Source organism: Paraperibacillus marinus (genome assembly GCF_046237605.1).
Classification (GTDB): domain Bacteria; phylum Bacillota; class Bacilli; order Bacillales; family DSM-1321; genus Paraperibacillus; species Paraperibacillus marinus.
In genome coordinates this window covers 1,334,734-1,353,360 of sequence record NZ_CP143542.1, presented here as the reverse complement: position 1 = coordinate 1,353,360, position 18,627 = coordinate 1,334,734, and the positions used below count along the sequence as shown (strand labels likewise).

Below are 18,627 nucleotides of genomic sequence, written 5' to 3'. Positions count from 1 at the left end.
AATTACGCCCCCTCAGGTGCTGTAGTACCAGGATAGGCTTTGCCAAATACCGCTTGGAATAAGGCGTCGCGCTGCGCAATCGATCCTTTGGCATCCCGGCCAAAAATCACGGACTTTTCTTCATTAAAGCCTGTTACTTCCCGGTCCATGAACTCTGCAGAAACTTCTTCAGAAGAAAACTCAACGCCATCTTCTTTGGTTTGGCCGTCAATGTTCGGGCGCATAAAGATCCCTTTTGTTAAGCCCACCCATTCTTTTGAACCGTCTTCATAGGTCTTTGCAAAAACACAGGCCACGTATGGAGGTGTATCGTTAGATCCGTAAGAATACAAACCTCCTGCTGATTTCTCCAAACCAAACAGGACTGCTTTATCCTCATCAGGGAGCTTGTGGAAAGCAGATGTAACAGTGGTATTCCCGCTGGCTACTGCAATTTCTGCTGTTTGGTTGTCACCATAAGCTCTGACCGCTTCCTGCGGCATTTCAATATTGAGGGTTTGTAAAAACTTAACCCTCTCAGGAGTCCCGAGTGTTACCCCTGCGCCTGCTTCATCCAACACCGCATAATAAAATTCATCCACACCTGTGGAAGCTCTGTAATTTTTTTCTGGCATTCTATTTCACTCCTAATTTAGGTTTTTTTAAGACTCAAATTCGTCTGTATATGCCTTGCCGCGGTACCGGCGGGCATCCCGATAGATTCCTGTATCTTTGTCGTATTCGTCCACGCTGCCGGCGAAATAACCAAAGCCCAGGGATCTCATAACCTTACCGACTCTGCCGGCTAGTTCCTTTGTTGTCAGCCGGTTTTTCGTCCACACATCAATTTGATAAAGGTAGTCATCGGTTATAGGGTCATCATCCCCATAATCAGCAGATTGTGGAGGACCCAGTGGATCAATGACAATGCAAGGGCCAGATATATCCCCTGCAATTGGGTATTCATAAAACTTAATGCGTCCGGCTGCCTGATCTTTGATGTAGGAATCAGCCAGGAGGGCGTTGTAAATGACCATCATCATATCCATTAAAATCCCTCCTGCACTGCCCTTTTGATCGCTGCCCGGTATGCGCCTTCCGCATTTCTCAATGCTCTGGCAATGGCTCCTTTCCCCGGAGGGTTAGGATTTTTCACGGTGCCAAACTCATTAAGATGGATAATCCGATAACGACCTTTAGGGCCCCGCCAGTGGACTTTAATCGTCCTAGCAGATCCCACAGTCATTGGTTCAGATATTGTGATCTCATCAATGGAGGCTCCAGTGTCCTTGAAGGTTTCAAAGTGCCGTTTGAGTTCTTCAACGAATACCTGCGCTCCCCGCCTCAGGGCCTTATCGCTCACACGCTGCACAGCCAACTTTCCGAATCTCTTTTCCAATTCAGCTAACAGCCTGGCTTCACCAGTTATTTTCACACTCATGATTCAAGGCCTGCCACAATGGTGATAAACTGCCTATTAAAGTCAGGCTGGACATGCTTGATGTTATAGCGCTTGTCCTGGTATTGCGGATCATCTATAGACAAATAGTGTCCATTGCCTGGGATATAGTCGGCCTGCGGATCTCTTATGATAATGGTCACATCAGATAAGGTGCCATTGGATTTTGCCTGCTCCATGTCCTTCATCCAGACGGAGTCCACTTTCGCCCAAGCCTTATGAAGTGTTCTGCTTTCAGATTCCCCCGGCTCCGGGCCGTCATTGGCTGCGTACTCATAAAATGTTACTGGTGTTCTCAAGTCCCCGGATTTTACCAGGGGTTTCCTATACTCAAATCGGATCAATTAAATCACCTTCCTCCGGATCAGGCAGCAAGGTAAAAGAAAAGCTATGGAGCTCACTCAGAAAGTTCTTTTGGAAGAACTCCAGAGAATCGTTATAGGCATACCGAGCACGCCCGAAGACAAGCTCTTTACCCATTTCATTCTCTTCAATATCGAACTCTCCGCAATCCCGTTTAATCGCCTTATAAGAAGAGGATAGTAACCCTTTCAGGTGGATATCCTCCGAGGAATGCGTAATATGCATACTTCTCTTGAATTCTTCTACAATTTCAGGCGTGATCAATCAGACCACCTCCGTTTATGCTCCTGCAGGCGCTGAAGCAGTAAATTGAATATCCAGAGTATATAGCAGCGCTGTTTTGTTATCGCTTGGTTTACCGTTCGCGAATTGTTTGATTGTATATAACATGGCATCTTCAATAGCCAACGTTTGATCAAATTTATTTGTTTTGTATCCTCCAGCTACTGCAGCTAGATATTCGCCCTTAACAAAGAACAAAGATCGATTTTCTGGAATTTCTTCTGATTCCACAACTTGAATATTGTATGGTAAGGCTGTTACCCATTGGCCATTGGCTGTTTGGATTGTATTTCGGGCTTGTACACTAATAGCATCAATCGGGTTTACCACCATCACTACTTTATTTAAGACTTTCCGAGCCCCGCCGGAAGCAGATGTAGCTAATGCCTTTATAACATCATGAAGTTCTCCGGCAACTGTTTCACCAAATTGGGAAGGAGCAAAAGTTAAGGTACCTGAAGAAGTTTTAGTTGTGACAGCACCTGTTTCAGCATTAACATCTTTCATCAAACCAATTGGTTCATTTTGTGCAGGGCCACGGCCATTTACAAGACCATATTCCAATCCAACTGAATAAGATTCAACCAGTAGATTACGAACATAACGTTCCACCCATACTGGCCCAAGTTCCAACATATCCTTCGGAATTACTGCGAAAGCAGTGAGCTTCAATTGGCCAATTTGTTCTTCACTGAAGGCTGCACTTACTTGTCCCTTAATATCCCCGAACAACGCACCCCATGCATAAGCCTTGGTTGGGTCTGATTTGATAAAACGCGTTACAGCTCCAAGATCCTGAAGGCCAATCGCGTCAAGCAATGGGTGGGCAGCAATAAGATCATCAAATACTCGATCTTGTGTGGTTACTGGTAGAATAGAATCCTCATTGAAACCGCCACTTTGTACAACTTCATTGAAAAACTTCATTTCTTCAGAAGTAAGTACGTTTTGGCCGCGGGCAGATAAAATTTGTGCGTCCATATGCTGTGTGCGGACTTGGTCAGTGATTTTATCTGATAAGTCATTTGCAAGGGCGTCCTGCATTTCATTCCAGGCTGCAGCTAATTTAGCGCTGTCCTGCTCTTCTGCTTTTACCAAATTCATATAAGCTTCTTTTTTAGCTTCGAAATTTTCCATTTTCTTGTTTTGAAAGGTCATGACCATTTTATACATTCCTCCAATTTTTCAATTAAAAAATGAACCCTTTACGCTTCGTCTGCACTGGTGCAGGTGGAGCAGGTTCATTTGTTTGATTATTATTTTGTTTTAAATTATTTGTAACTGCTTTAATGATTTCTTGAATCTGCTGTTGATCGATTTTCATTGTACTTGCAGCAGTTGCAGAAGTAGTGGATTCTTGAACTTGATTTGCAAATCCGATATCTATGGCCTCATTTGCCGTAAACCAAGTTTCGTTTTCAACTAAAGAAACAATTTCATCGCGTTCTTTAGTTGCTTTTGTCATGTAAATATCGACGATAGAATCATCTAGTTTAGATAACATGTCGGCAGTTTTTAAAAAGTCACCTTTCTTACCCCATGCAATAGTCGAACCCTCATGAATCATAATCATCGATCCAGTACCCATTATTAATTCGTCTGCTGCCATAGCGATTATAGATGCAGCTGAGCACGCCCAACCATCCACATGGACTTTCACCTTACCTGTATGTCGCTTCAAACGGTTATAGATACTAATACCATCAAAAGCATCACCACCAGGGCTGTTCAAATTGATTAGAATATCATTGTTACCAGCTTGTTTTAGAGCATTGTCAATATCACTTGCCGAAACAGAATCTTCCCACCATGAATCACCAATTACTCCATAAACCGTTATTTCTGTTGTACTAGATTCTTCATTGTGGATAGCGCTAAATTTATGGGGAATCTTTTTTAACTGTTCAATATATTGCTGATTTTTGAACCTTTCAAAAAAACTACTACGAATTGTCATTCTGATTATCACCTCCTTCAATTACCTCGGAATAGTTTTTCGTCATAACGTATTTATCTAGCATTGGATCGTCCACCCTTTCCAGGCCAAACTTACTTCTAATTTCATTACCATTCATGATTCCGGAAGCGCGAATCTTATCTATTGCTGTTGCCAAGTCAAAAATATTCTGATAGGAAACCTGCCAAATATCAATGCATTTTCCTTTCAGATAATCTTCCTTGGTGAAGAATTTAACATCTGCTTCATCCTTAATTTTTTTCAACAAAGGACTAACAGTGAAAAGCATATAATTTTTGGTTTGCTTCTCTACATCGGCCATATCACCATGCAACAAACTGGTAGGTATCCCAATAGCCGTTGCTACTTGATCCAAAAAACCGCTAGTAACCTTATTGAGGTCATCCACACTGTTTGCAGGTCCATTAGATTGACCTTGCTGTTTCTCTTCGTAATTAAATCCCTTTTGTTGAGGGACAATAGCTACGGCCTTTTCATAAATCGCTTTATAGACCCTATCAATATAGGACTGGATTTTTTTCGTTTTCTCTTCGTCGGTCCCGGTTAACCCCTCAATTGTTACCGTGGATCTTATTTGATTTTTTCGCATCTGAAAATCAAGCAGCCGGCCGAATAAGTCTCCGAAGTCTTTGAATAAACCATCCACTAAGGTAGACAATTTTTCATTGCTATTTCTTAAGTGAATTACCTCATTTTGAAGAAAACTTCGTTTGAATTCGTATTCTTTCACCTTAACTTTGGTAAATGTATCATCGAATACTGCATATTCATTATGTTCAAAGTCATCAGCTATAAGAAGATCACCGTCATCGGCCTGGATAATTAAACACTCGTTGTCATACACCAATTTGTGAATGAAGGTTTGCCAAAAGGTGCTTGCCGTCATGTTTTTGTTTGGCCTTACATTTAAACGATAGTAAAGTTCATCTTTAACAAACTCTGTACCGTTCCGAACCCTGAATTCGGATTGACTGATTGTTCTCCCCAGGAATGCCACACATGTATCAATCGCAAGCTTTTTCATATAAATCCTGCTGGAGGTGTCTTGTACAAAATCCAGGTCAAACATTGATTCGAGTTCACTATTCCTTCTTAATACATCTGCTAACCATCCCAATTTCTCACCTCCTTTTAAAAATTAATATCCGATAGCAAAAAGTCCATTTCATCCACAAGGATTTTGTCTGCCTGCCATAGCGCGTGGATGAATGCCTGGAAGCCGTCTGTCTTTCTCCGGTATTCGTCTTTTTTCAGATACTCTTTGTTACCATCTTTTTTTATTTTCACCTCAACATTATTTGTGTACCAGCGCATCAACGGATTATCTCCAAAGATAATTTGATGGTTTGCAAATAACGTTTCAACTCGAGGAGCAAGCAAAGAATGAATGGCTTTGGGATTTCGAATGTACAACAAGTTAAACCCTTCCGCTTCTAGTGATGATTTAACCAAATCCAACCTAAAGGTATCAGCGACTATGGTGTCCACACCGTAAATCTCACGCATTTCTACGAACCAGTCCACAATATTGGTGATTGATATTACTGGCTCATCAACTATAGTCAGAAGTCCCTGATGCTCCCATTCATTGATAGGGGCCTTCAACTTCACAGCATCCAAGAAACCTTTCCTAACAAATGAATGTGTTTTCCAGATATAATCACCCTGATATTTAAACAGCAGCCCAACGGCCGCGAAGTCTTTGATGCTGGCGAAGTCGAGACCGCCCACGGCGAGCTTGTGCGTTAAGTCCGGAATCGGTCTATCTGTCGCTATTATATCTTCCCACGGCGCAACCGACCGGGTTAAATCTTCAATCGGAATGTTCATCCGTTTAGTCATGAATTCTTCACGATTGGACGGATCGTTTGCCAGGTCCCGGAATTCTTCTTGAACAATGTAAAAAAGCCCTTCAGCATAATCGCTTCTAGGCTCACAAAACATAGGATTAGATTTTTCCCAATTGCTTTGATCTTCGACTTCTTCAGCAATGTCCAGCTTGCAGATAAACGGAAAGAGTGAATCTGTAATGTCCCTTTCTTCCAGAATGTTCTGGGCCCGCTCTTTCATTTTATCGAGGTACCCGTCCCGCACATATCCGTCTGTACCAATAAAGAACTCTCGGGGATTTCTCACTTTCCCCAAACCACTGGAGAAAACCCTGACAACTTCATTGTTTTCGTATTGATGTATCTCATCGTAAATAACGCAGCCATCACGAAGACCATCTTTTGTGGATGCATTAGAGGTTCTATATTTAACAATACTTTTGGTGGAATTATCCTTGATCTCCACCTTGGTTTTATAGAACATTTCCTCCAAAATCGGATTGCCGTCAATGGTATCGTACATCTCCTGGAAAGATGTTTTGGCCTGGTCTTCAGAGTTGGCCACGATCGATACGTTATATTTCGGAATGCCATGCAGCTGACTAATGAAAAACTGGCACAAAGCAGTAATCAGACCGTTTTTACCGCCGCCGCGGCCCATCATAATTAAGAACTTCCGGAAGAAGTTCCGGTCATTTGTTTTGTAGTAGAGAAACACAAATGCTGCTATGAACATTTGAAACGGTTCTAAGGGGAAATACCATTTTTCAGTGAACCTTTTAAAGTTATCAATCTGCTCTTCATCGAAATAAAGATCATCCCGGCTTAGAACATGCACCCTCAAAAACTTGATTAAATTGACACGTTCTTTATTGAGTTTGATTTTTCCAGATTCATATAAAGCGATATACTCATCTACATACTTCTGACGGATCATATAAGATCACTTGCATTGTATTTGGGCTTCTTTTTGTCATCTGGATCATCATCCCCAGGCTTACCTCCCAGAGATTTCTCAATACTCAACAAAGAGGCGTTTATTTTATTACGTTCCCCAATAAGGGGATGGGCTTTCAGAAACCTTTGCTTTCCGTTTTCGGTAACAATCGTCTCGCCTTCTTTGCTGATAATTTTACTGATCCGCCTGAAGGATTTGACCAAATCGATATACCGGTCCACCTTATCCACCTGGACAAAATCGGTAGCATCAATTCGGGTCATTAATTGTTTTTTGAGCTCTGTAATGTTGACTGCCATCGCACCCACCCCCCTTATGTGAGAAAAATTTCGCTATAAATCTGGAAAATCGAGCCCCCTCCCCGGTGCCCCGGAACGAAAAAAAGGCCAAAAGTTTTGACCGGGGGGTTTCTCAGTATTTTATAAAGCGGTATAATAACCTAGCAAAATACTTCAGTAACCAAAGGACGAACTATGGATAAAAAAATATTGATTACTATTTTTATTGTTTATATTACTTTAGATGCTATGAAAGGTATTGAGATATCTCATTTATGGATACTGAATCAATTAATTAAATTAGTAATTTGTTATACTGTATTTTTTCTTTTTGTATTCACCTGGAATCGTATTAAAAAAGAGAAATTTTAAACTCATTACCACCTCTCATCATCCCACTTAGGTTCCTTCTTCCCAAACTCCCTGCCATGCTCCTTGTTATGGCAGCCCACGCAGATGGTCTCCAGGTTATCAATGTCTAGCGCAAGATTAGGATGCTGCTCGAGCTCCTTGATGTGATGGACCACCAGTTGAATCTTCTTACGCTTGGCACTCTCACTGTATTCATTGGTATCGATTGATACTCGGCCCTTACGTTTACACTCCTGGCATTCGTGATTGTCACGCAGCTTCACCTGTTCACGCAGCTGCTTCCATGGTCCACTGTCATAGAACTTGCGCTTCTGTTCTTTAGTTTTGTATTCAGTCATTGCTCACCAACTTTTTTCCAATTTAATACAGGACATAAAAATATAGTGTCGAAATGTATAAATAAGGAGGTGATAGTAATGATTATGCAAAGAGTCCAATCTTCAAACTTAGTTGCCGTTGGATACGATGATGTAACCAATACTCTTTATATCCAGTTTAAAAATGGCACATATAAGTATTTTAATGTTCCTGATAATATTTATAGAAATCTAATGAACGCATATTCAAAAGGTGAATATCATGCAGAATACATTAAAGATGCTTTTCGATATCAACGAGTGTAGTAAAACTCTACTTAAAAGACCCAAGTATGAAATGCTTGAGTCTTTTTAATTACCTTCTCCTCACAGCTCCTCCCACACGCTTATAGGTATCCCGGTTCATCCCCATGATATCTATCCAGTCCACACGCTCATCCTTCTTTACCTGAGGCTTAGGGTTCTTCTTACGTTTACCCTTCCTCTTCTTCATCTGGCCAGTCACTTGCTTTAGCTTACTTCTGTCTTGATTACTTATGTGGTCACCTATCTTCACCTCAATCACCTCTTTAGGCATAATAAAAACGCCTACCTGAGTGATAGACGTTTAGGAAATATATTTAACAAAAGAAGGGATTCGTAAGAGCCCGGCCTTTGTATAGTTTCTAAATTTAACTCGACACTTTATCTTTGGATCCAAATAAAAGAACTTATCATTCTCTTCCAGAATGTAGTCTCTGTACATCGAATAGAATTGTTTTCTTGCTTGCGGCGTCATAAACTCCATTAGGCCAGCTGCTTTAATTCGTTCCCCATCTTCCACACCGATCAGAACACCGAATTCATCTTTTCTGAATCCCGTAATGTATGCATCCGTGTATTGGTAATTGATAACCTTTAACCAATCTTGGGACCGTTTATTAATCTGGTACTTTGAATCAGCTTTCTTCTGGACTATCCCTTCAAGTCCTTGCTGCTTCACTAATTCGAAATAGGCAGAAGCATTACCTGTTAACCACTGAGAATATCCAATATGCTCTGAAGGCTCCAGAATGGATTGTAATAGCTCTTTCCTTTCGAGTAAGGGTAAATATGTCACCTTATCCCCTTTGTAGTAAATAACGTCAAATACACAGAAATAAATCTTATGTAATGACCTTTTTGATTGGAACCTTTCCATCATAGCCTCGAAGTCTGGTTTACCTTCCACATCGCTGACAATAATTTCTCCATCCAGGATAGTCCCGTCTGGTATATCTACCTGCAGCAACTCAGGAAACTTACTTGTGACCTCGTTATTATGACGAGTATATAACTTTATCTGATTATTAAACTTGGATAGCGTTAAGCGGATGCCATCGAGCTTTAATTCAGTAATGTAATTTTCATCTTCAAAGGGCTGATCTGATTTGTGCAATAGCATTGGTGAAACAAACACCATTTAATCACCTCTGTACAATACTAGCACAAAAGACCTATATAATCAGGCTATTTGAAACATGTAAGTTCTTCCGGTATTTCTCACCTCAATCATCACATTTTATAATAAAAAGCACTCTCGAAAGAAATGCTTTAGATACTTGATTCTTTAAATTTTTCTTTTAATCTTGCCTCATGAACGTTTTCTATTGTTTCGGTAAGTTTATCAACAACAATCGCTAATTCATCCAAATCTTCAGTTATAAGGTGCAAAGTTAGTTTTCTTGACGTCTTTACAAAGCAATCAATTTCATTGAAAAATTCCCAATCAACTGAAGAAGCGTCTTCTAACAATTGATTATGGAGTGGCAATATAAAATTGTAGATTGCATTATCTATTTGTTGTGGATCCTCAGGTTCATGATTTTCGTTCCATCCAAATTTTCTACATTGAAGCATTCTATCCAATTTATAAATAACTCTTTTAACCGTATATAATTTATTTAATTTTGGTCCAATTGTTTCTTTGTATCTTTCTTTCTCTTGATGCATAATTGTTGTTTCTATTCCTTTAAAAGATGCATCGACAGATTTTCGGACACCTACCAAAGTCAATATCCCTGAAATTACCCCTCCAATGATAGCTCCCCAAAAAGTGCCTAATGTTGAAATCCAGGTATTTATTTCTCCTTTGACTGGTAATAACTTTAGATACATTAAATAGTTAATTACTATAGGAAATATTATCAAAATACCAATTACACAATAAATTAATCGCAAACTTTCTTTCTTATCCATATAACAGAAATCCCCCTTAATGTCATAAATTCGACAAAAGAAGATTTTTTCCTTCAAACAAAAAAAGAACTGCAAAGATCCCTCTTGAACAGTTCCTGATGATATAAATATAACACGGATAAAGCCTAATGCTCTGCCCTTCTTCTGCCAGATATCTGCCTTTTATCTGTCATCTGTTGTTAAATTTAATATCTCTCCGAGAATTAAATATGTATTTAAAAAGAGCGCTTTTGCTTCCTCAATACTTACATCATTATGAACACCAGTCGAAACACGATCATATAAGTTGGATAGATTTTGTCTGAACTTCCTTTTCCTCGAACTACTCCCGCAATTCTGATGAACATATACATTTATACGATTGAGTGTCTTATCGGCTTTTAGTGACAATTGATTTCCGTCTATTTCATACACCTCGTCTGACGGTGGCATTACGGAGTTAGCGAAAGAATCAACTATCCTTCTACAAGTTACAAGAGCTTGACTCACTGCTTCTTGGTCTCCATCACTTAATCGGTCCATTACAGATGGGATTTGTTGCATAACACTTTGACTATGTTCTCCAATCAAAAGATCGGTGTCTTTTTTATATGAATCAAATATGCTTTCAGCTAAATTATCAAAAGTCTTCTCATAATAAACATTAGAAACAAACTGATGTAATAAGCCAAGCACTCTACTCCTTATAGCCGTATGGGTTATTATTTCTTGTGTTGCATATCTTATTGAATCCGTAGCTATCCGTGTAGCAACTGGCGCTGAATCACCACTAGTGTTTGGAATGGACATAGATTGAACTCTTAATGTATTTGCATTTACTGCTGCTTCCTGAGAAGATAATGGGCCCCAATATCCTTTCATTTCCTTTCTGTTAGTCCAACGTCCAGTTTTCCCCATATACTTGAGAGATATAGGATCTGAAGAATTATAGCCAATTAATTCATACTCCAACCACTTTGAAATTTCTTCCGAACCTGCATAACGGGCAAGTCTAGTACACTTTAATAATAATGATTCAGCAGATATTCTATTAAGCTCAATGTCATCCAACAATTCAGACGCCAATTCAAGAACGTGCTTAGATTTACTACTTTTTTCCACTCTGTAATTCCTCCAGTATTTAAGTTTAAATTAAAAAAGAGCATCTTATGGATGCTCCTCCGTTTTGTAAACCTCAACCTTCAACAAAAAAGCAAGCTTATAAAATATTCTCGCTTTTTGTCGATAATACCTTCTTTCGCTGTAACCCAATTCATTATAAATTTCATAATCGTAAACTTCCTCATCCCCAAGGTAACGTTTTATAATAATTTCTCGCTCCTTGTAGGTAAGGCGGTTAACAGATTTCCTTATCTTTTCGATGTATTCTTCTTTCTCCCTTTCATAATCAACCTTTTCAATAACTGCGGCTTCTGTGGTCGAATGAAATTGATTAGAGGGTCCTGAAGATACAAGTGAATAAGTGGCAGTTACTTTCGGCAGCCTTTCCTCGGGAACAGTAAGTAAATAAAACCTGTACTTTTCTAATGCAGCTTCTACAGCTGCCCTTGTTTTTTCTCTGTCTATCTCAGGCAATTTAAATAACATTTTGGTCCCCCGTCTATTAAGAGGTACCCTGGCCCGGAGACCAGGGCTTACTACATCAGTTTTTTACTTCTTCATCCATCACCAATTGTTCCTTGAGCTCCACATGGCCATTGCCGTCCACACTGTACTCCACTCCCTCACACTGTTCTTCCAGATCTTCAGTGCTCATTTGACCATCTGGAGCACTATCCGGCCGGCTTTCCATCACTTCTTTAGGAGTTTGATAGGCGAAGGTTAAATCAATCAAGAAATACTGGCCGTACTTGTTATACTTCTCGGTGATCTTGTGCATCTGAAGGTTGTTATTTTCCTTAGCAGCTGAAACAATTTCTTCTGCCTGTTCATGAGTATCTGCGTAGTGCTGTTCTTTTTGATTAAGTTGAATTTTTGCCATGTTATTAGCTCCTTTTTAATTAGCCATAGCTGGCTTATATCGATTTTCTTTAACACACATTTCAGGAAGGTTTGCTCTTACCAGTGCATCTGCAAAGGGTGGTGGTACTGAATTACCTACGCGGGCAATCTTTTCTGTTTTCGGATATATCCTCCCGGTATGGTCTTGATCAATAATGTAGATGTCTGGGAATCCCTGCCCAGCATACATTTCATGTGGCTGCAGCATACGCATGCCGATGTCAGCAATCTGATATTCTTGTCCACTTACTGTCACCAGCCCAAACCTGTCTCTGGTTGTAATTGTGTGCAATGGTTCTTTTAAGTCCTGTCCCACACTTGCTCCGTAATAGGAAACCAGGAAAGCAGATACTAATGCATTGTGGTCCTTGGTGGTTATTGTGGCTAAAGGTTGCTCTAATTGAGCGCCGGGACCGTTATAATTTCCTCCATAGTGTTTAGCTAGAAACGCAGTAACCAATCCAAATCGATTCCCGCCTGCCGTAATCGTGTGTAAAGGATCTTGGAGTGATATTCCCCTTACCTCGTTCTTGGTTGTTTCCGTGTAATAGCTTGTTAGAAAAGCAGATACTAAACTACGATTATCCTCGCCATCAGGCTGAACTGGAGCAACGAATGGAGCAGGACTATCAATGACAAACTTCTTAAGCCCTCTCGCTATCCTCCGCATCGTGTTATCAGCTAACGGCTTCTTTCTGCTGAAGATAGAAGGAGTACCGATGGACCAATCAATAATCTCTGAAGCTGTTCTCCATGGCTTTAATTTCCCCGCCTGCACCTCAAGACTTTTTGGATCCCCATGGGTAGGTTCCGGCCAGACAATCGGCATTCCATCACGGCGAGCAATCAGGAAAAATCTTTTCCGTATAGTGGGAGCTCCATAGTCACATGCCCTCAGCTCCCGCCATTCCACTTCATATCCCAGCCGTTTTAGAGAATCTACAAAGCTTTTAAAGGTCCTGCCTCTTTTATTAAGATCAGGCTGCCCGTCCTTTACCGGGCCCCAGGTCTTAAACTCTTCCACATTCTCAAGCATGATTACCCGCGGCCGCACCTTCGCCGCCCACTTCACTGCCACCCAGGCCAGTCCTCTTATCTTCTTCTCTACCGGCTTCCCGCCTTTTGCTTTACTAAAGTGCTTGCAGTCCGGGGAGAACCAGGCCAATCCAACCGGCCGGCCCTTTACCGCCTCTACAGGATCTACGTCCCAGACAGATTCACAGTAATGTTCAGTATCAGGATGGTTTGCCTTATGCATGGCTATAGCTGCAGGGTCATGATTAATGGCTATATACACCGAAAGGCCGGTGGCCATTTCAATTCCAGTGCTGGCCCCTCCGCCGCCTGCAAAGTTATCAACAATAATTTCTCTGAATAAATCCAGTTGCAACTCACAACCTCCCTTCTTTCATTTCTTGATGTCTGTATCCTAAATAAATCACCGCCAGCACGACTACCTGTCCAATTACATAACCAACGATGAAATTCATCATAGAGCTTCCTTCAACGCTTCCCGGAAGATTCGGTTTTCTCTCTGAAGTTTACCTATTTCATCCGCGGATACCGCTTCAGCCTTTGCCCTCCACAGGGATGCTTTATCCTCCAAGTCCTGGGCAGCTGCCATCAAATCCTTAATGGATGTATTGGCATGTTCCAGTTCTCTCTGCATCCGGATCCGATCCTCAATTACTCCAGCCAGGTCCTCTTCCAATTGAGCGTTCTTTTTTTCCACTTCTGATTTCCTAGTCTTTAATTCCTGGTATCCTGCCAGCTGATCCTTTAAATCTTTGATCACATTTTTATATCCGATTATCAAATTTGCATTATCCACTGATGCCTTAGGGGCTTCAGCCTCCACAGCTGGCTCTTTCCATGACGATTTATACTTTGATAAAGTGGGAGCCGAGATGCCCATTCTTTCCGCGATACTTTTGTCAGTTTCACCCTTGGCCTTTAGGTCCTGATATATTGCAAAGGAAATCTTCAATGACTCCTTTTTTTCCACCTTGCTTTCCCTCCTCGGTTTTGAAGAAATTAACTGGCTGCGGTATGAAGCAATCTCATCACAGACTTCACAGCCATTACATTTAGAAAAACTGTCCCCATGCTTATCGATCAAATCGTTTATTAGGACCGTTAATTTTTTCATTATTCAGCCCCTTAACGCAGTGAGACTTACTGGGAATTTTTCAGTGGACAATTCACAAACCGCTTTCGCATATTCCTGTATTTCCTTCTGAGCATCGTGTTCCAATCTCTGCTGTAGGAAGTGGGCTACACCCTGCAGGCTGCTTGTCCAGTACCATCTGACATACATTCCGTATGCTGGGAGAAACAGGCGGGCTTGTTCGGCGCAGATTCCATCATTTAACGCTTGTTCGTAGAGCATTTCGCCGTGTGAAATCAATATTTCTAATTCCTTGGTATACAAGCTACCTATGTGGCGGTTAACTATTTCTCCGGAACCTTGTTTTGAACTTTCAGGAGCGGATCTCCACTCGTCTAAAGCTGGTATATAAAACTCAGCCTCTTCAGTAATGTATCTCCGGCTGCTCTCATTCCAGGCATCCATCACATGATCCGAGCCGACTACGTATTTCCACCACTGCCGGGCCACCATGAGAGGGGCATATATTTCAAACTGCATTGTAGCGTGTCTAAATGGGCTTGTATGGCCTTCTCTAGCCAAGAAGCTAATTAGCCTTTCATCATGTTCTCGGAGCTCATCCACAGCCTTGTTGTAGCTCACCCTGGCAGCATTCACCACCGTTACATCCGTTCCCATGGTATCTACTAATCTGACGTATCCTTTATCCAATACTTTTTTCACGTTTTCCCCTCCGTCCTTTTGACATATTCGCATTCCTTATCTTCGGTATTTCGGTACCACCTAACTTTTTGCAATCACTGCCGACTCGAGAAGAACAATTATTGTAATAACGGCAGCGCGTCATGCAGGCCATCGTTCGGTCTTCTTCAATCATCCATCGGGGACGGTCATCGGCAATGATTACCTGGTACATATCAGTAACCTTGCTCTTGTCGCAGATGGTTTATTTCGTTTTTATCCATGTATGCTCGTTCGATTTGCTCCCAGGTGAATCCAAGCTCATTCCCAAGGCCCAAATATGTCTCGAGCATATAAGAATAATTCCTGGGCGCCTTATACAGCGAGAATTGAGAGATTTGGGAGTAAAGAAAGTTAAAGAGTGTTGTAATGTTGCTCACCTGGATTGTCGACGGCGTACAAGGCGTGCAGTTAATTTCGATGCCCAACTGCAGGACAAAGTGTAAACCGTCCACATATTCTTCTAACAGCGGGTTTTCATAAATATCAATAAACATCCCATTTTCTATGCCAGTTGAATATTTCCATGCTCCTTTTGTTCTCGGCAACTGATCCTTGCTCCAATACTTAAATCCCCGCCACTCATTCGCACACTCTCCAACTTCAACCAGCAGCGCAAGAACCGTCTTTTCAAACTTATCCGGCTCCTGGTACCCTATCCGATCAATGAGCACTTTCTGCATATCGAAAAGGTTTTTCAGATTCATTACACTACCTCTTTCCACACTTTATTTTTACGTATATTGAATATTAGCTTCCGGGATATTCCGTAATAATCAGCTTCTTCTTGCTTGGTTTTAAACTGACGATTGCTTTCTCTAATCTCCCGGACAATCTCTTCGTTCAGCTTCTGCTGGCTGTGTTTAACCGCTTTAGGCTGCTCAATTGTGAAATGGCCTAATCCAATTTTGTTTAATGCTTCATAGAACTTTTCACGGACGGCCGGCCCATATGTTTTTTCTGTGAATACTTGCTTGCCGATTTCTCTGAAGCTGTACCCTCTTAGAAACATGATCAGAATGTCTTTTTCTTGCGGATCCAGCATGCATAATTTTGTTTCAAAAGCGATTTTTCTAATAACCGCTTTTTCTACGTTGGATTTGCTTGAGAAAGTAGTAATCAACGGTTCTCCACTTTCCATCGGAACATCATAACTGCTGGTATGCTTATTGATTTCTCTTTTCTTCGTATTTTCGGCATCCAGAAGGTGTATGAATTCACTTCTGATGTTCAGATAGGCATATGTTTTAAAAGATGACTTACCTGGCTTCCATCGAGATAAAGCAATTAGCACTCCACAATAACCGATTGATAAGATATCCTGATTTTCCATATTCCAAGCTTCAACTGTTTTGCGCCAGTCTTTCATTAACTTCTGAAACACCCAATATATAAGTTTGTTGAATAAACCACGTTCCAAACTCTCATGCACTACCCCATGCAGTAAGTGGGCTGGGCAGCTTTTATCGTCCTTAATAATTAGCATCAACTCTTCATTTGTAGCTGATTGCCATTTCATCAGAACCACCTGTTGGCATCCGATTCAATATTGGTGTTTTGATATTCAGAAATCGTCATGACATGCTCCAGCTCATGAAGATTAAGTTTGTTGAGGGGAGTGCCCTTATACTCCAGTACTCCCATCTGCCTCAGCTTGCTGATCAAGCTGCCCTTCTTCATTTCCCGGGTCATCATCGCAGTGTCGTATAGAATCCCCATCCTCGGTACTCCCTTCTAACTCATATTTTTTTGCCAAGTACTGATTGATCCGGATGATTTGCTCGTTCTCTTGTACCAGCTGCTGGTTCTCTTGCTTGAGCCTGACGATTTCCTTTACCAGGTACTTCTGTAAGTCCGCAGCTTCTTCCAGGGCCATAAGCGGCCAGTTCCAATCCGTGTGCAAGGCATCATCTATGGTTTTTCCGTATTTGAGATATCCTTTGGAATCCTGTAAGTCTATTACTTTGGCAAACTCATCAATAACCATTTGCGACACGAATGGTCTACCCTTCAATACCGGACCTCCTCTATGGTCCATTTGCCTTCGGTTACAGCAAATGAATTTATTCCGATTCCACTTTTTCGAGCAGGCAGAGTGAACATGTCATCCCCTCGTGTTATATTCCTGTATAAAAAATCTCCATCTCTAATTTTGTACTCAAATATTTCTTGAGTAGTTTCAGCCCTAACGAGTTTACCTTTAGATAATGCTTCCATCGCTTCACCAAAGCTTACGTATTTGGGAAGAATACGCCATTTAAAATTGGCTGCACCTCCACCCATTTGAAGGAACAGATAATCTGGATTTAACGTACCGTCTGCTTCACACCATTTCACATCATCCTCAGTACGGGTTACATGCTTGTGGATTCCCGGTTGTTTAGTTAAACATTTTGCTACTTGTCCTATATTTAACTGATCAATCATCTGTCCAGTAGTTAACCATTCACTCATCTTGCATCCACCTCACTTTGCTTTTTTCATTGCTTGATAGGCCTGCTCAACTATCGTCAATCTCTCAACCTCTGAAATCAGATAATTGATATCATCAATTTCCATCTTGCCTGCTCCCCACTTCTGCTTAATCTCTTGCAGTCTTTCCGTATCAGTCATTTTAAAAAGCACCCGTCCTTAAATAATGTTTTGCCTGGTAATAAAAATGGTGATATATCCAATTTCCTGAAAATTTTTGGTCTAAATAGACGATTTCGAAATTATATTTAGCCTTAAAGGTATTGAGTCGGCCAAGCAGTGCTAATGGATTGTATTTAGACCGGTAATCACCCTTCAGCATCTTTTCGTATCCGTGGAGGTCTTCCACAATCAGAGTGAAGGGAATGTCCTTGGACCGAATTAATTCATTTTCAAATGCTGTGGCCGTATCTTTTTGAAGGTTCCCTGTGATCTCATCGATGTGGGCTTTCCGCTCCACTCGGCTGTTCAGGAAAATATCACGAGCAATACCCAGATCCTGATTCTTAGGAATCATGCAGCCATAATCGCCGGTATCCAGCTTTTGAATCTTTATAGGTACATCCTTCTGGTGTAAGTAGTTCAGAATATGACCGTTTACATTCTCACGAGTGTCGATAACGATTGTGAGAGTTTTGAGTATTTTGTTTAGTTCCGTGTCTGTGTAGCTGTAATGAATCATTCAGCTGCTCCTTTCTTCGCATAGTTAACAGCAGCCGTATACAATTTTTGTGACATCACATTAGATTCATCATTCTCAAATTGCCGATAGTCTTCATAAATGTCTTTCCAGCCGTTCTTAGCCAGGACGATCATCCATTCATCAAGCAACATTAGAGAGTCATCATCAGTGCACAACCATTTATCCAACTTTTCATTGTGCTGCCAGCCGCACATATGATGAACCATTTTCATAATGGTGACTTTCTCCGCGCCGGCATCTTTCCAAGACTTGAACCAGTCATCAATTCCTTGAAAGTTTTGTTCAGCAGCCTGCATCACTTCAGCTGGGATCAGCTTCTGATTATCTATGGCAATCCGATCATCCTTTTTATCCAGATAGATATTTGCACCAGATTTCCAAATTTGGCTTAGGATTAATAACACTTGCATGGAATCACCACCTGAGTTACTTAAAAATAACTATTTTTATCGAAAAGTTACTTTTTGAATCGCCTTTGAACCTTACAGCCCCAAGGGTTTGTCCCACTTAGTTACTAAAAGTTACCCATTTTGGTATTAAGCGTTACTAATAGACTTATATTTATATATAT

28 protein-coding genes are annotated in these 18,627 nt (G+C 41.0%); 1 reads left to right on the top strand and 27 read right to left on the bottom strand.

Annotation, left to right across the window (positions count from 1 at the left end; all coding sequences use genetic code 11):
- Positions 1-2 precede the first annotated feature (2 nt).
- The 11 genes from V1498_RS06840 to V1498_RS06790 form a co-directional block, all read right to left on the bottom strand.
- Positions 3-614 carry a major tail protein gene (locus V1498_RS06840; protein ID WP_409297753.1) on the bottom strand — a complete coding sequence of 204 codons (612 nt, stop codon included), beginning with the start codon at positions 612-614 and terminating at the stop codon, positions 3-5.
- Positions 615-641: 27 nt separating this feature from the next.
- Positions 642-1,028, bottom strand: coding sequence for a tail completion protein gp17 (gene gp17, locus V1498_RS06835; RefSeq protein WP_409297752.1), 387 nt, complete (start codon positions 1,026-1,028; stop codon positions 642-644).
- On the bottom strand, positions 1,028-1,420 hold the full coding sequence (locus tag V1498_RS06830) for a hypothetical protein (protein WP_409297751.1): 393 nt from the start codon (positions 1,418-1,420) through the stop codon (positions 1,028-1,030). Before V1498_RS06830 ends, gp17 begins: the two co-directional genes overlap by 1 nt.
- Complete coding sequence (locus tag V1498_RS06825) at positions 1,417-1,782, bottom strand: head-tail adaptor protein (RefSeq protein WP_409297750.1); 366 nt, start codon at positions 1,780-1,782, stop codon at positions 1,417-1,419. The genes V1498_RS06830 and V1498_RS06825 overlap by 4 nt, the downstream gene beginning before the upstream one ends.
- On the bottom strand, positions 1,769-2,065 hold the full coding sequence (locus V1498_RS06820) for a phage gp6-like head-tail connector protein (protein WP_409297748.1): 297 nt from the start codon (positions 2,063-2,065) through the stop codon (positions 1,769-1,771). Before V1498_RS06820 ends, V1498_RS06825 begins: the two co-directional genes overlap by 14 nt.
- A gap of 15 nt (positions 2,066-2,080) precedes the next feature.
- Complete coding sequence (locus V1498_RS06815; RefSeq protein WP_409297747.1) at positions 2,081-3,256, bottom strand: phage major capsid protein; 1,176 nt, start codon at positions 3,254-3,256, stop codon at positions 2,081-2,083.
- A gap of 16 nt (positions 3,257-3,272) precedes the next feature.
- Positions 3,273-4,040 carry a head maturation protease, ClpP-related gene (locus V1498_RS06810; RefSeq protein WP_409297745.1) on the bottom strand — a complete coding sequence of 256 codons (768 nt, stop codon included), beginning with the start codon at positions 4,038-4,040 and terminating at the stop codon, positions 3,273-3,275.
- Positions 4,027-5,130: a phage portal protein gene (locus tag V1498_RS06805; RefSeq protein ID WP_409299181.1), complete on the bottom strand. Its 1,104-nt coding sequence runs from the start codon at positions 5,128-5,130 to the stop codon at positions 4,027-4,029. The genes V1498_RS06810 and V1498_RS06805 overlap by 14 nt, the downstream gene beginning before the upstream one ends.
- A gap of 62 nt (positions 5,131-5,192) precedes the next feature.
- Positions 5,193-6,827 (bottom strand): terminase TerL endonuclease subunit, encoded by a 1,635-nt coding sequence (locus V1498_RS06800; RefSeq protein WP_409297743.1) that lies wholly within the window; start codon positions 6,825-6,827, stop codon positions 5,193-5,195.
- A complete protein-coding gene (locus tag V1498_RS06795) occupies positions 6,824-7,147 on the bottom strand; it encodes a P27 family phage terminase small subunit (RefSeq protein ID WP_409297742.1) in 324 nt (107 codons plus the stop codon). The genes V1498_RS06800 and V1498_RS06795 overlap by 4 nt, the downstream gene beginning before the upstream one ends.
- A 356-nt stretch (positions 7,148-7,503) precedes the next feature.
- Positions 7,504-7,836 carry an HNH endonuclease gene (locus V1498_RS06790; RefSeq protein WP_409297740.1) on the bottom strand — a complete coding sequence of 111 codons (333 nt, stop codon included), beginning with the start codon at positions 7,834-7,836 and terminating at the stop codon, positions 7,504-7,506.
- 78 nt (positions 7,837-7,914) lie between these two features.
- Here V1498_RS06790 and V1498_RS06785 point away from each other — a divergent pair, with 78 nt between their 5' ends.
- Complete coding sequence (locus V1498_RS06785; RefSeq protein WP_409297738.1) at positions 7,915-8,121, top strand: KTSC domain-containing protein; 207 nt, start codon at positions 7,915-7,917, stop codon at positions 8,119-8,121.
- Positions 8,122-8,170: 49 nt separating this feature from the next.
- On the opposite strand, the gene V1498_RS06780 is transcribed toward V1498_RS06785, so the two are convergent.
- From V1498_RS06780 to V1498_RS06705, 16 genes are all read right to left on the bottom strand, one after another.
- Positions 8,171-8,392, bottom strand: a complete 222-nt coding sequence (locus V1498_RS06780; RefSeq protein ID WP_409297737.1) for a hypothetical protein — start codon at positions 8,390-8,392, stop codon at positions 8,171-8,173.
- A 30-nt stretch (positions 8,393-8,422) separates the two neighbouring features.
- On the bottom strand, positions 8,423-9,253 hold the full coding sequence (locus V1498_RS06775) for an RNA ligase family protein (RefSeq protein ID WP_409299179.1): 831 nt from the start codon (positions 9,251-9,253) through the stop codon (positions 8,423-8,425).
- A gap of 134 nt (positions 9,254-9,387) precedes the next feature.
- Positions 9,388-10,032 carry a hypothetical protein gene (locus V1498_RS06770; protein WP_409297736.1) on the bottom strand — a complete coding sequence of 215 codons (645 nt, stop codon included), beginning with the start codon at positions 10,030-10,032 and terminating at the stop codon, positions 9,388-9,390.
- A 162-nt stretch (positions 10,033-10,194) separates the two neighbouring features.
- On the bottom strand, positions 10,195-11,133 hold the full coding sequence (locus V1498_RS06765; RefSeq protein WP_409297734.1) for a hypothetical protein: 939 nt from the start codon (positions 11,131-11,133) through the stop codon (positions 10,195-10,197).
- Positions 11,134-11,178: 45 nt separating this feature from the next.
- Positions 11,179-11,619, bottom strand: coding sequence for an ArpU family phage packaging/lysis transcriptional regulator (locus tag V1498_RS06760; RefSeq protein ID WP_409297732.1), 441 nt, complete (start codon positions 11,617-11,619; stop codon positions 11,179-11,181).
- A 55-nt stretch (positions 11,620-11,674) separates the two neighbouring features.
- Positions 11,675-12,013 carry an organic solvent tolerance protein OstA gene (locus V1498_RS06755; RefSeq protein ID WP_409297731.1) on the bottom strand — a complete coding sequence of 113 codons (339 nt, stop codon included), beginning with the start codon at positions 12,011-12,013 and terminating at the stop codon, positions 11,675-11,677.
- 15 nt (positions 12,014-12,028) lie between these two features.
- Positions 12,029-13,423 carry a DNA cytosine methyltransferase gene (locus V1498_RS06750; protein ID WP_409297729.1) on the bottom strand — a complete coding sequence of 465 codons (1,395 nt, stop codon included), beginning with the start codon at positions 13,421-13,423 and terminating at the stop codon, positions 12,029-12,031.
- Positions 13,424-13,522: 99 nt separating this feature from the next.
- The gene (locus V1498_RS06745) at positions 13,523-14,182 is read right to left on the bottom strand and encodes a hypothetical protein (RefSeq protein WP_409297727.1); all 660 of its coding nucleotides are present in this window, start codon (positions 14,180-14,182) and stop codon (positions 13,523-13,525) included.
- A gap of 3 nt (positions 14,183-14,185) precedes the next feature.
- On the bottom strand, positions 14,186-14,896 hold the full coding sequence (gene thyX / locus V1498_RS06740; RefSeq protein WP_409297725.1) for an FAD-dependent thymidylate synthase: 711 nt from the start codon (positions 14,894-14,896) through the stop codon (positions 14,186-14,188).
- A 161-nt stretch (positions 14,897-15,057) separates the two neighbouring features.
- Positions 15,058-15,588 (bottom strand): dUTP diphosphatase, encoded by a 531-nt coding sequence (locus V1498_RS06735; protein ID WP_409297723.1) that lies wholly within the window; start codon positions 15,586-15,588, stop codon positions 15,058-15,060.
- Entirely contained in the window at positions 15,588-16,400 is an 813-nt protein-coding gene (locus V1498_RS06730; protein WP_409297722.1) for a sigma-70 family RNA polymerase sigma factor, read from the bottom strand. The genes V1498_RS06735 and V1498_RS06730 overlap by 1 nt, the downstream gene beginning before the upstream one ends.
- Positions 16,401-16,505: 105 nt before the next feature.
- The gene (locus V1498_RS06725; protein WP_409297720.1) at positions 16,506-16,895 is read right to left on the bottom strand and encodes a hypothetical protein; all 390 of its coding nucleotides are present in this window, start codon (positions 16,893-16,895) and stop codon (positions 16,506-16,508) included.
- Complete coding sequence (locus V1498_RS06720) at positions 16,892-17,335, bottom strand: hypothetical protein (RefSeq protein WP_409297719.1); 444 nt, start codon at positions 17,333-17,335, stop codon at positions 16,892-16,894. The genes V1498_RS06725 and V1498_RS06720 overlap by 4 nt, the downstream gene beginning before the upstream one ends.
- A gap of 12 nt (positions 17,336-17,347) precedes the next feature.
- Complete coding sequence (locus V1498_RS06715; protein WP_409297717.1) at positions 17,348-17,494, bottom strand: hypothetical protein; 147 nt, start codon at positions 17,492-17,494, stop codon at positions 17,348-17,350.
- A 1-nt stretch (position 17,495) separates the two neighbouring features.
- Entirely contained in the window at positions 17,496-18,035 is a 540-nt protein-coding gene (locus V1498_RS06710) for an ERCC4 domain-containing protein (RefSeq protein ID WP_409297716.1), read from the bottom strand.
- Positions 18,032-18,466 carry a hypothetical protein gene (locus V1498_RS06705; RefSeq protein WP_409297714.1) on the bottom strand — a complete coding sequence of 145 codons (435 nt, stop codon included), beginning with the start codon at positions 18,464-18,466 and terminating at the stop codon, positions 18,032-18,034. Before V1498_RS06705 ends, V1498_RS06710 begins: the two co-directional genes overlap by 4 nt.
- Between the last annotated feature and the right edge of the window lie 161 nt (positions 18,467-18,627).

Bases quoted from the DNA above. Each gene is read 5' to 3' on its own strand.
- V1498_RS06840 (WP_409297753.1), bottom strand. From the start codon at position 614: ATGCCAGAAAAAAATTACAGAGCTTCCACAGGTGTGGATGAATTTTAT.
- gp17 (WP_409297752.1), bottom strand. From the start codon at position 1,028: ATGGATATGATGATGGTCATTTACAACGCCCTCCTGGCTGATTCCTAC.
- V1498_RS06830 (WP_409297751.1), bottom strand. From the start codon at position 1,420: ATGAGTGTGAAAATAACTGGTGAAGCCAGGCTGTTAGCTGAATTGGAA.
- V1498_RS06815 (WP_409297747.1), bottom strand. From the start codon at position 3,256: ATGTATAAAATGGTCATGACCTTTCAAAACAAGAAAATGGAAAATTTC.
- V1498_RS06810 (WP_409297745.1), bottom strand. From the start codon at position 4,040: ATGACAATTCGTAGTAGTTTTTTTGAAAGGTTCAAAAATCAGCAATAT.
- V1498_RS06805 (WP_409299181.1), bottom strand. From the start codon at position 5,130: ATGTTTGACCTGGATTTTGTACAAGACACCTCCAGCAGGATTTATATG.
- V1498_RS06800 (WP_409297743.1), bottom strand. From the start codon at position 6,827: ATGATCCGTCAGAAGTATGTAGATGAGTATATCGCTTTATATGAATCT.
- V1498_RS06795 (WP_409297742.1), bottom strand. From the start codon at position 7,147: ATGGCAGTCAACATTACAGAGCTCAAAAAACAATTAATGACCCGAATT.
- V1498_RS06790 (WP_409297740.1), bottom strand. From the start codon at position 7,836: ATGACTGAATACAAAACTAAAGAACAGAAGCGCAAGTTCTATGACAGT.
- V1498_RS06785 (WP_409297738.1), top strand. From the start codon at position 7,915: ATGATTATGCAAAGAGTCCAATCTTCAAACTTAGTTGCCGTTGGATAC.
- V1498_RS06780 (WP_409297737.1), bottom strand. From the start codon at position 8,392: ATGCCTAAAGAGGTGATTGAGGTGAAGATAGGTGACCACATAAGTAAT.
- V1498_RS06770 (WP_409297736.1), bottom strand. From the start codon at position 10,032: ATGGATAAGAAAGAAAGTTTGCGATTAATTTATTGTGTAATTGGTATT.
- V1498_RS06760 (WP_409297732.1), bottom strand. From the start codon at position 11,619: ATGTTATTTAAATTGCCTGAGATAGACAGAGAAAAAACAAGGGCAGCT.
- V1498_RS06755 (WP_409297731.1), bottom strand. From the start codon at position 12,013: ATGGCAAAAATTCAACTTAATCAAAAAGAACAGCACTACGCAGATACT.
- V1498_RS06745 (WP_409297727.1), bottom strand. From the start codon at position 14,182: ATGAAAAAATTAACGGTCCTAATAAACGATTTGATCGATAAGCATGGG.
- thyX (WP_409297725.1), bottom strand. From the start codon at position 14,896: ATGCGAATATGTCAAAAGGACGGAGGGGAAAACGTGAAAAAAGTATTG.
- V1498_RS06735 (WP_409297723.1), bottom strand. From the start codon at position 15,588: ATGAATCTGAAAAACCTTTTCGATATGCAGAAAGTGCTCATTGATCGG.
- V1498_RS06730 (WP_409297722.1), bottom strand. From the start codon at position 16,400: ATGAAATGGCAATCAGCTACAAATGAAGAGTTGATGCTAATTATTAAG.
- V1498_RS06720 (WP_409297719.1), bottom strand. From the start codon at position 17,335: ATGAGTGAATGGTTAACTACTGGACAGATGATTGATCAGTTAAATATA.
- V1498_RS06715 (WP_409297717.1), bottom strand. From the start codon at position 17,494: ATGACTGATACGGAAAGACTGCAAGAGATTAAGCAGAAGTGGGGAGCA.
- V1498_RS06710 (WP_409297716.1), bottom strand. From the start codon at position 18,035: ATGATTCATTACAGCTACACAGACACGGAACTAAACAAAATACTCAAA.
- V1498_RS06705 (WP_409297714.1), bottom strand. From the start codon at position 18,466: ATGCAAGTGTTATTAATCCTAAGCCAAATTTGGAAATCTGGTGCAAAT.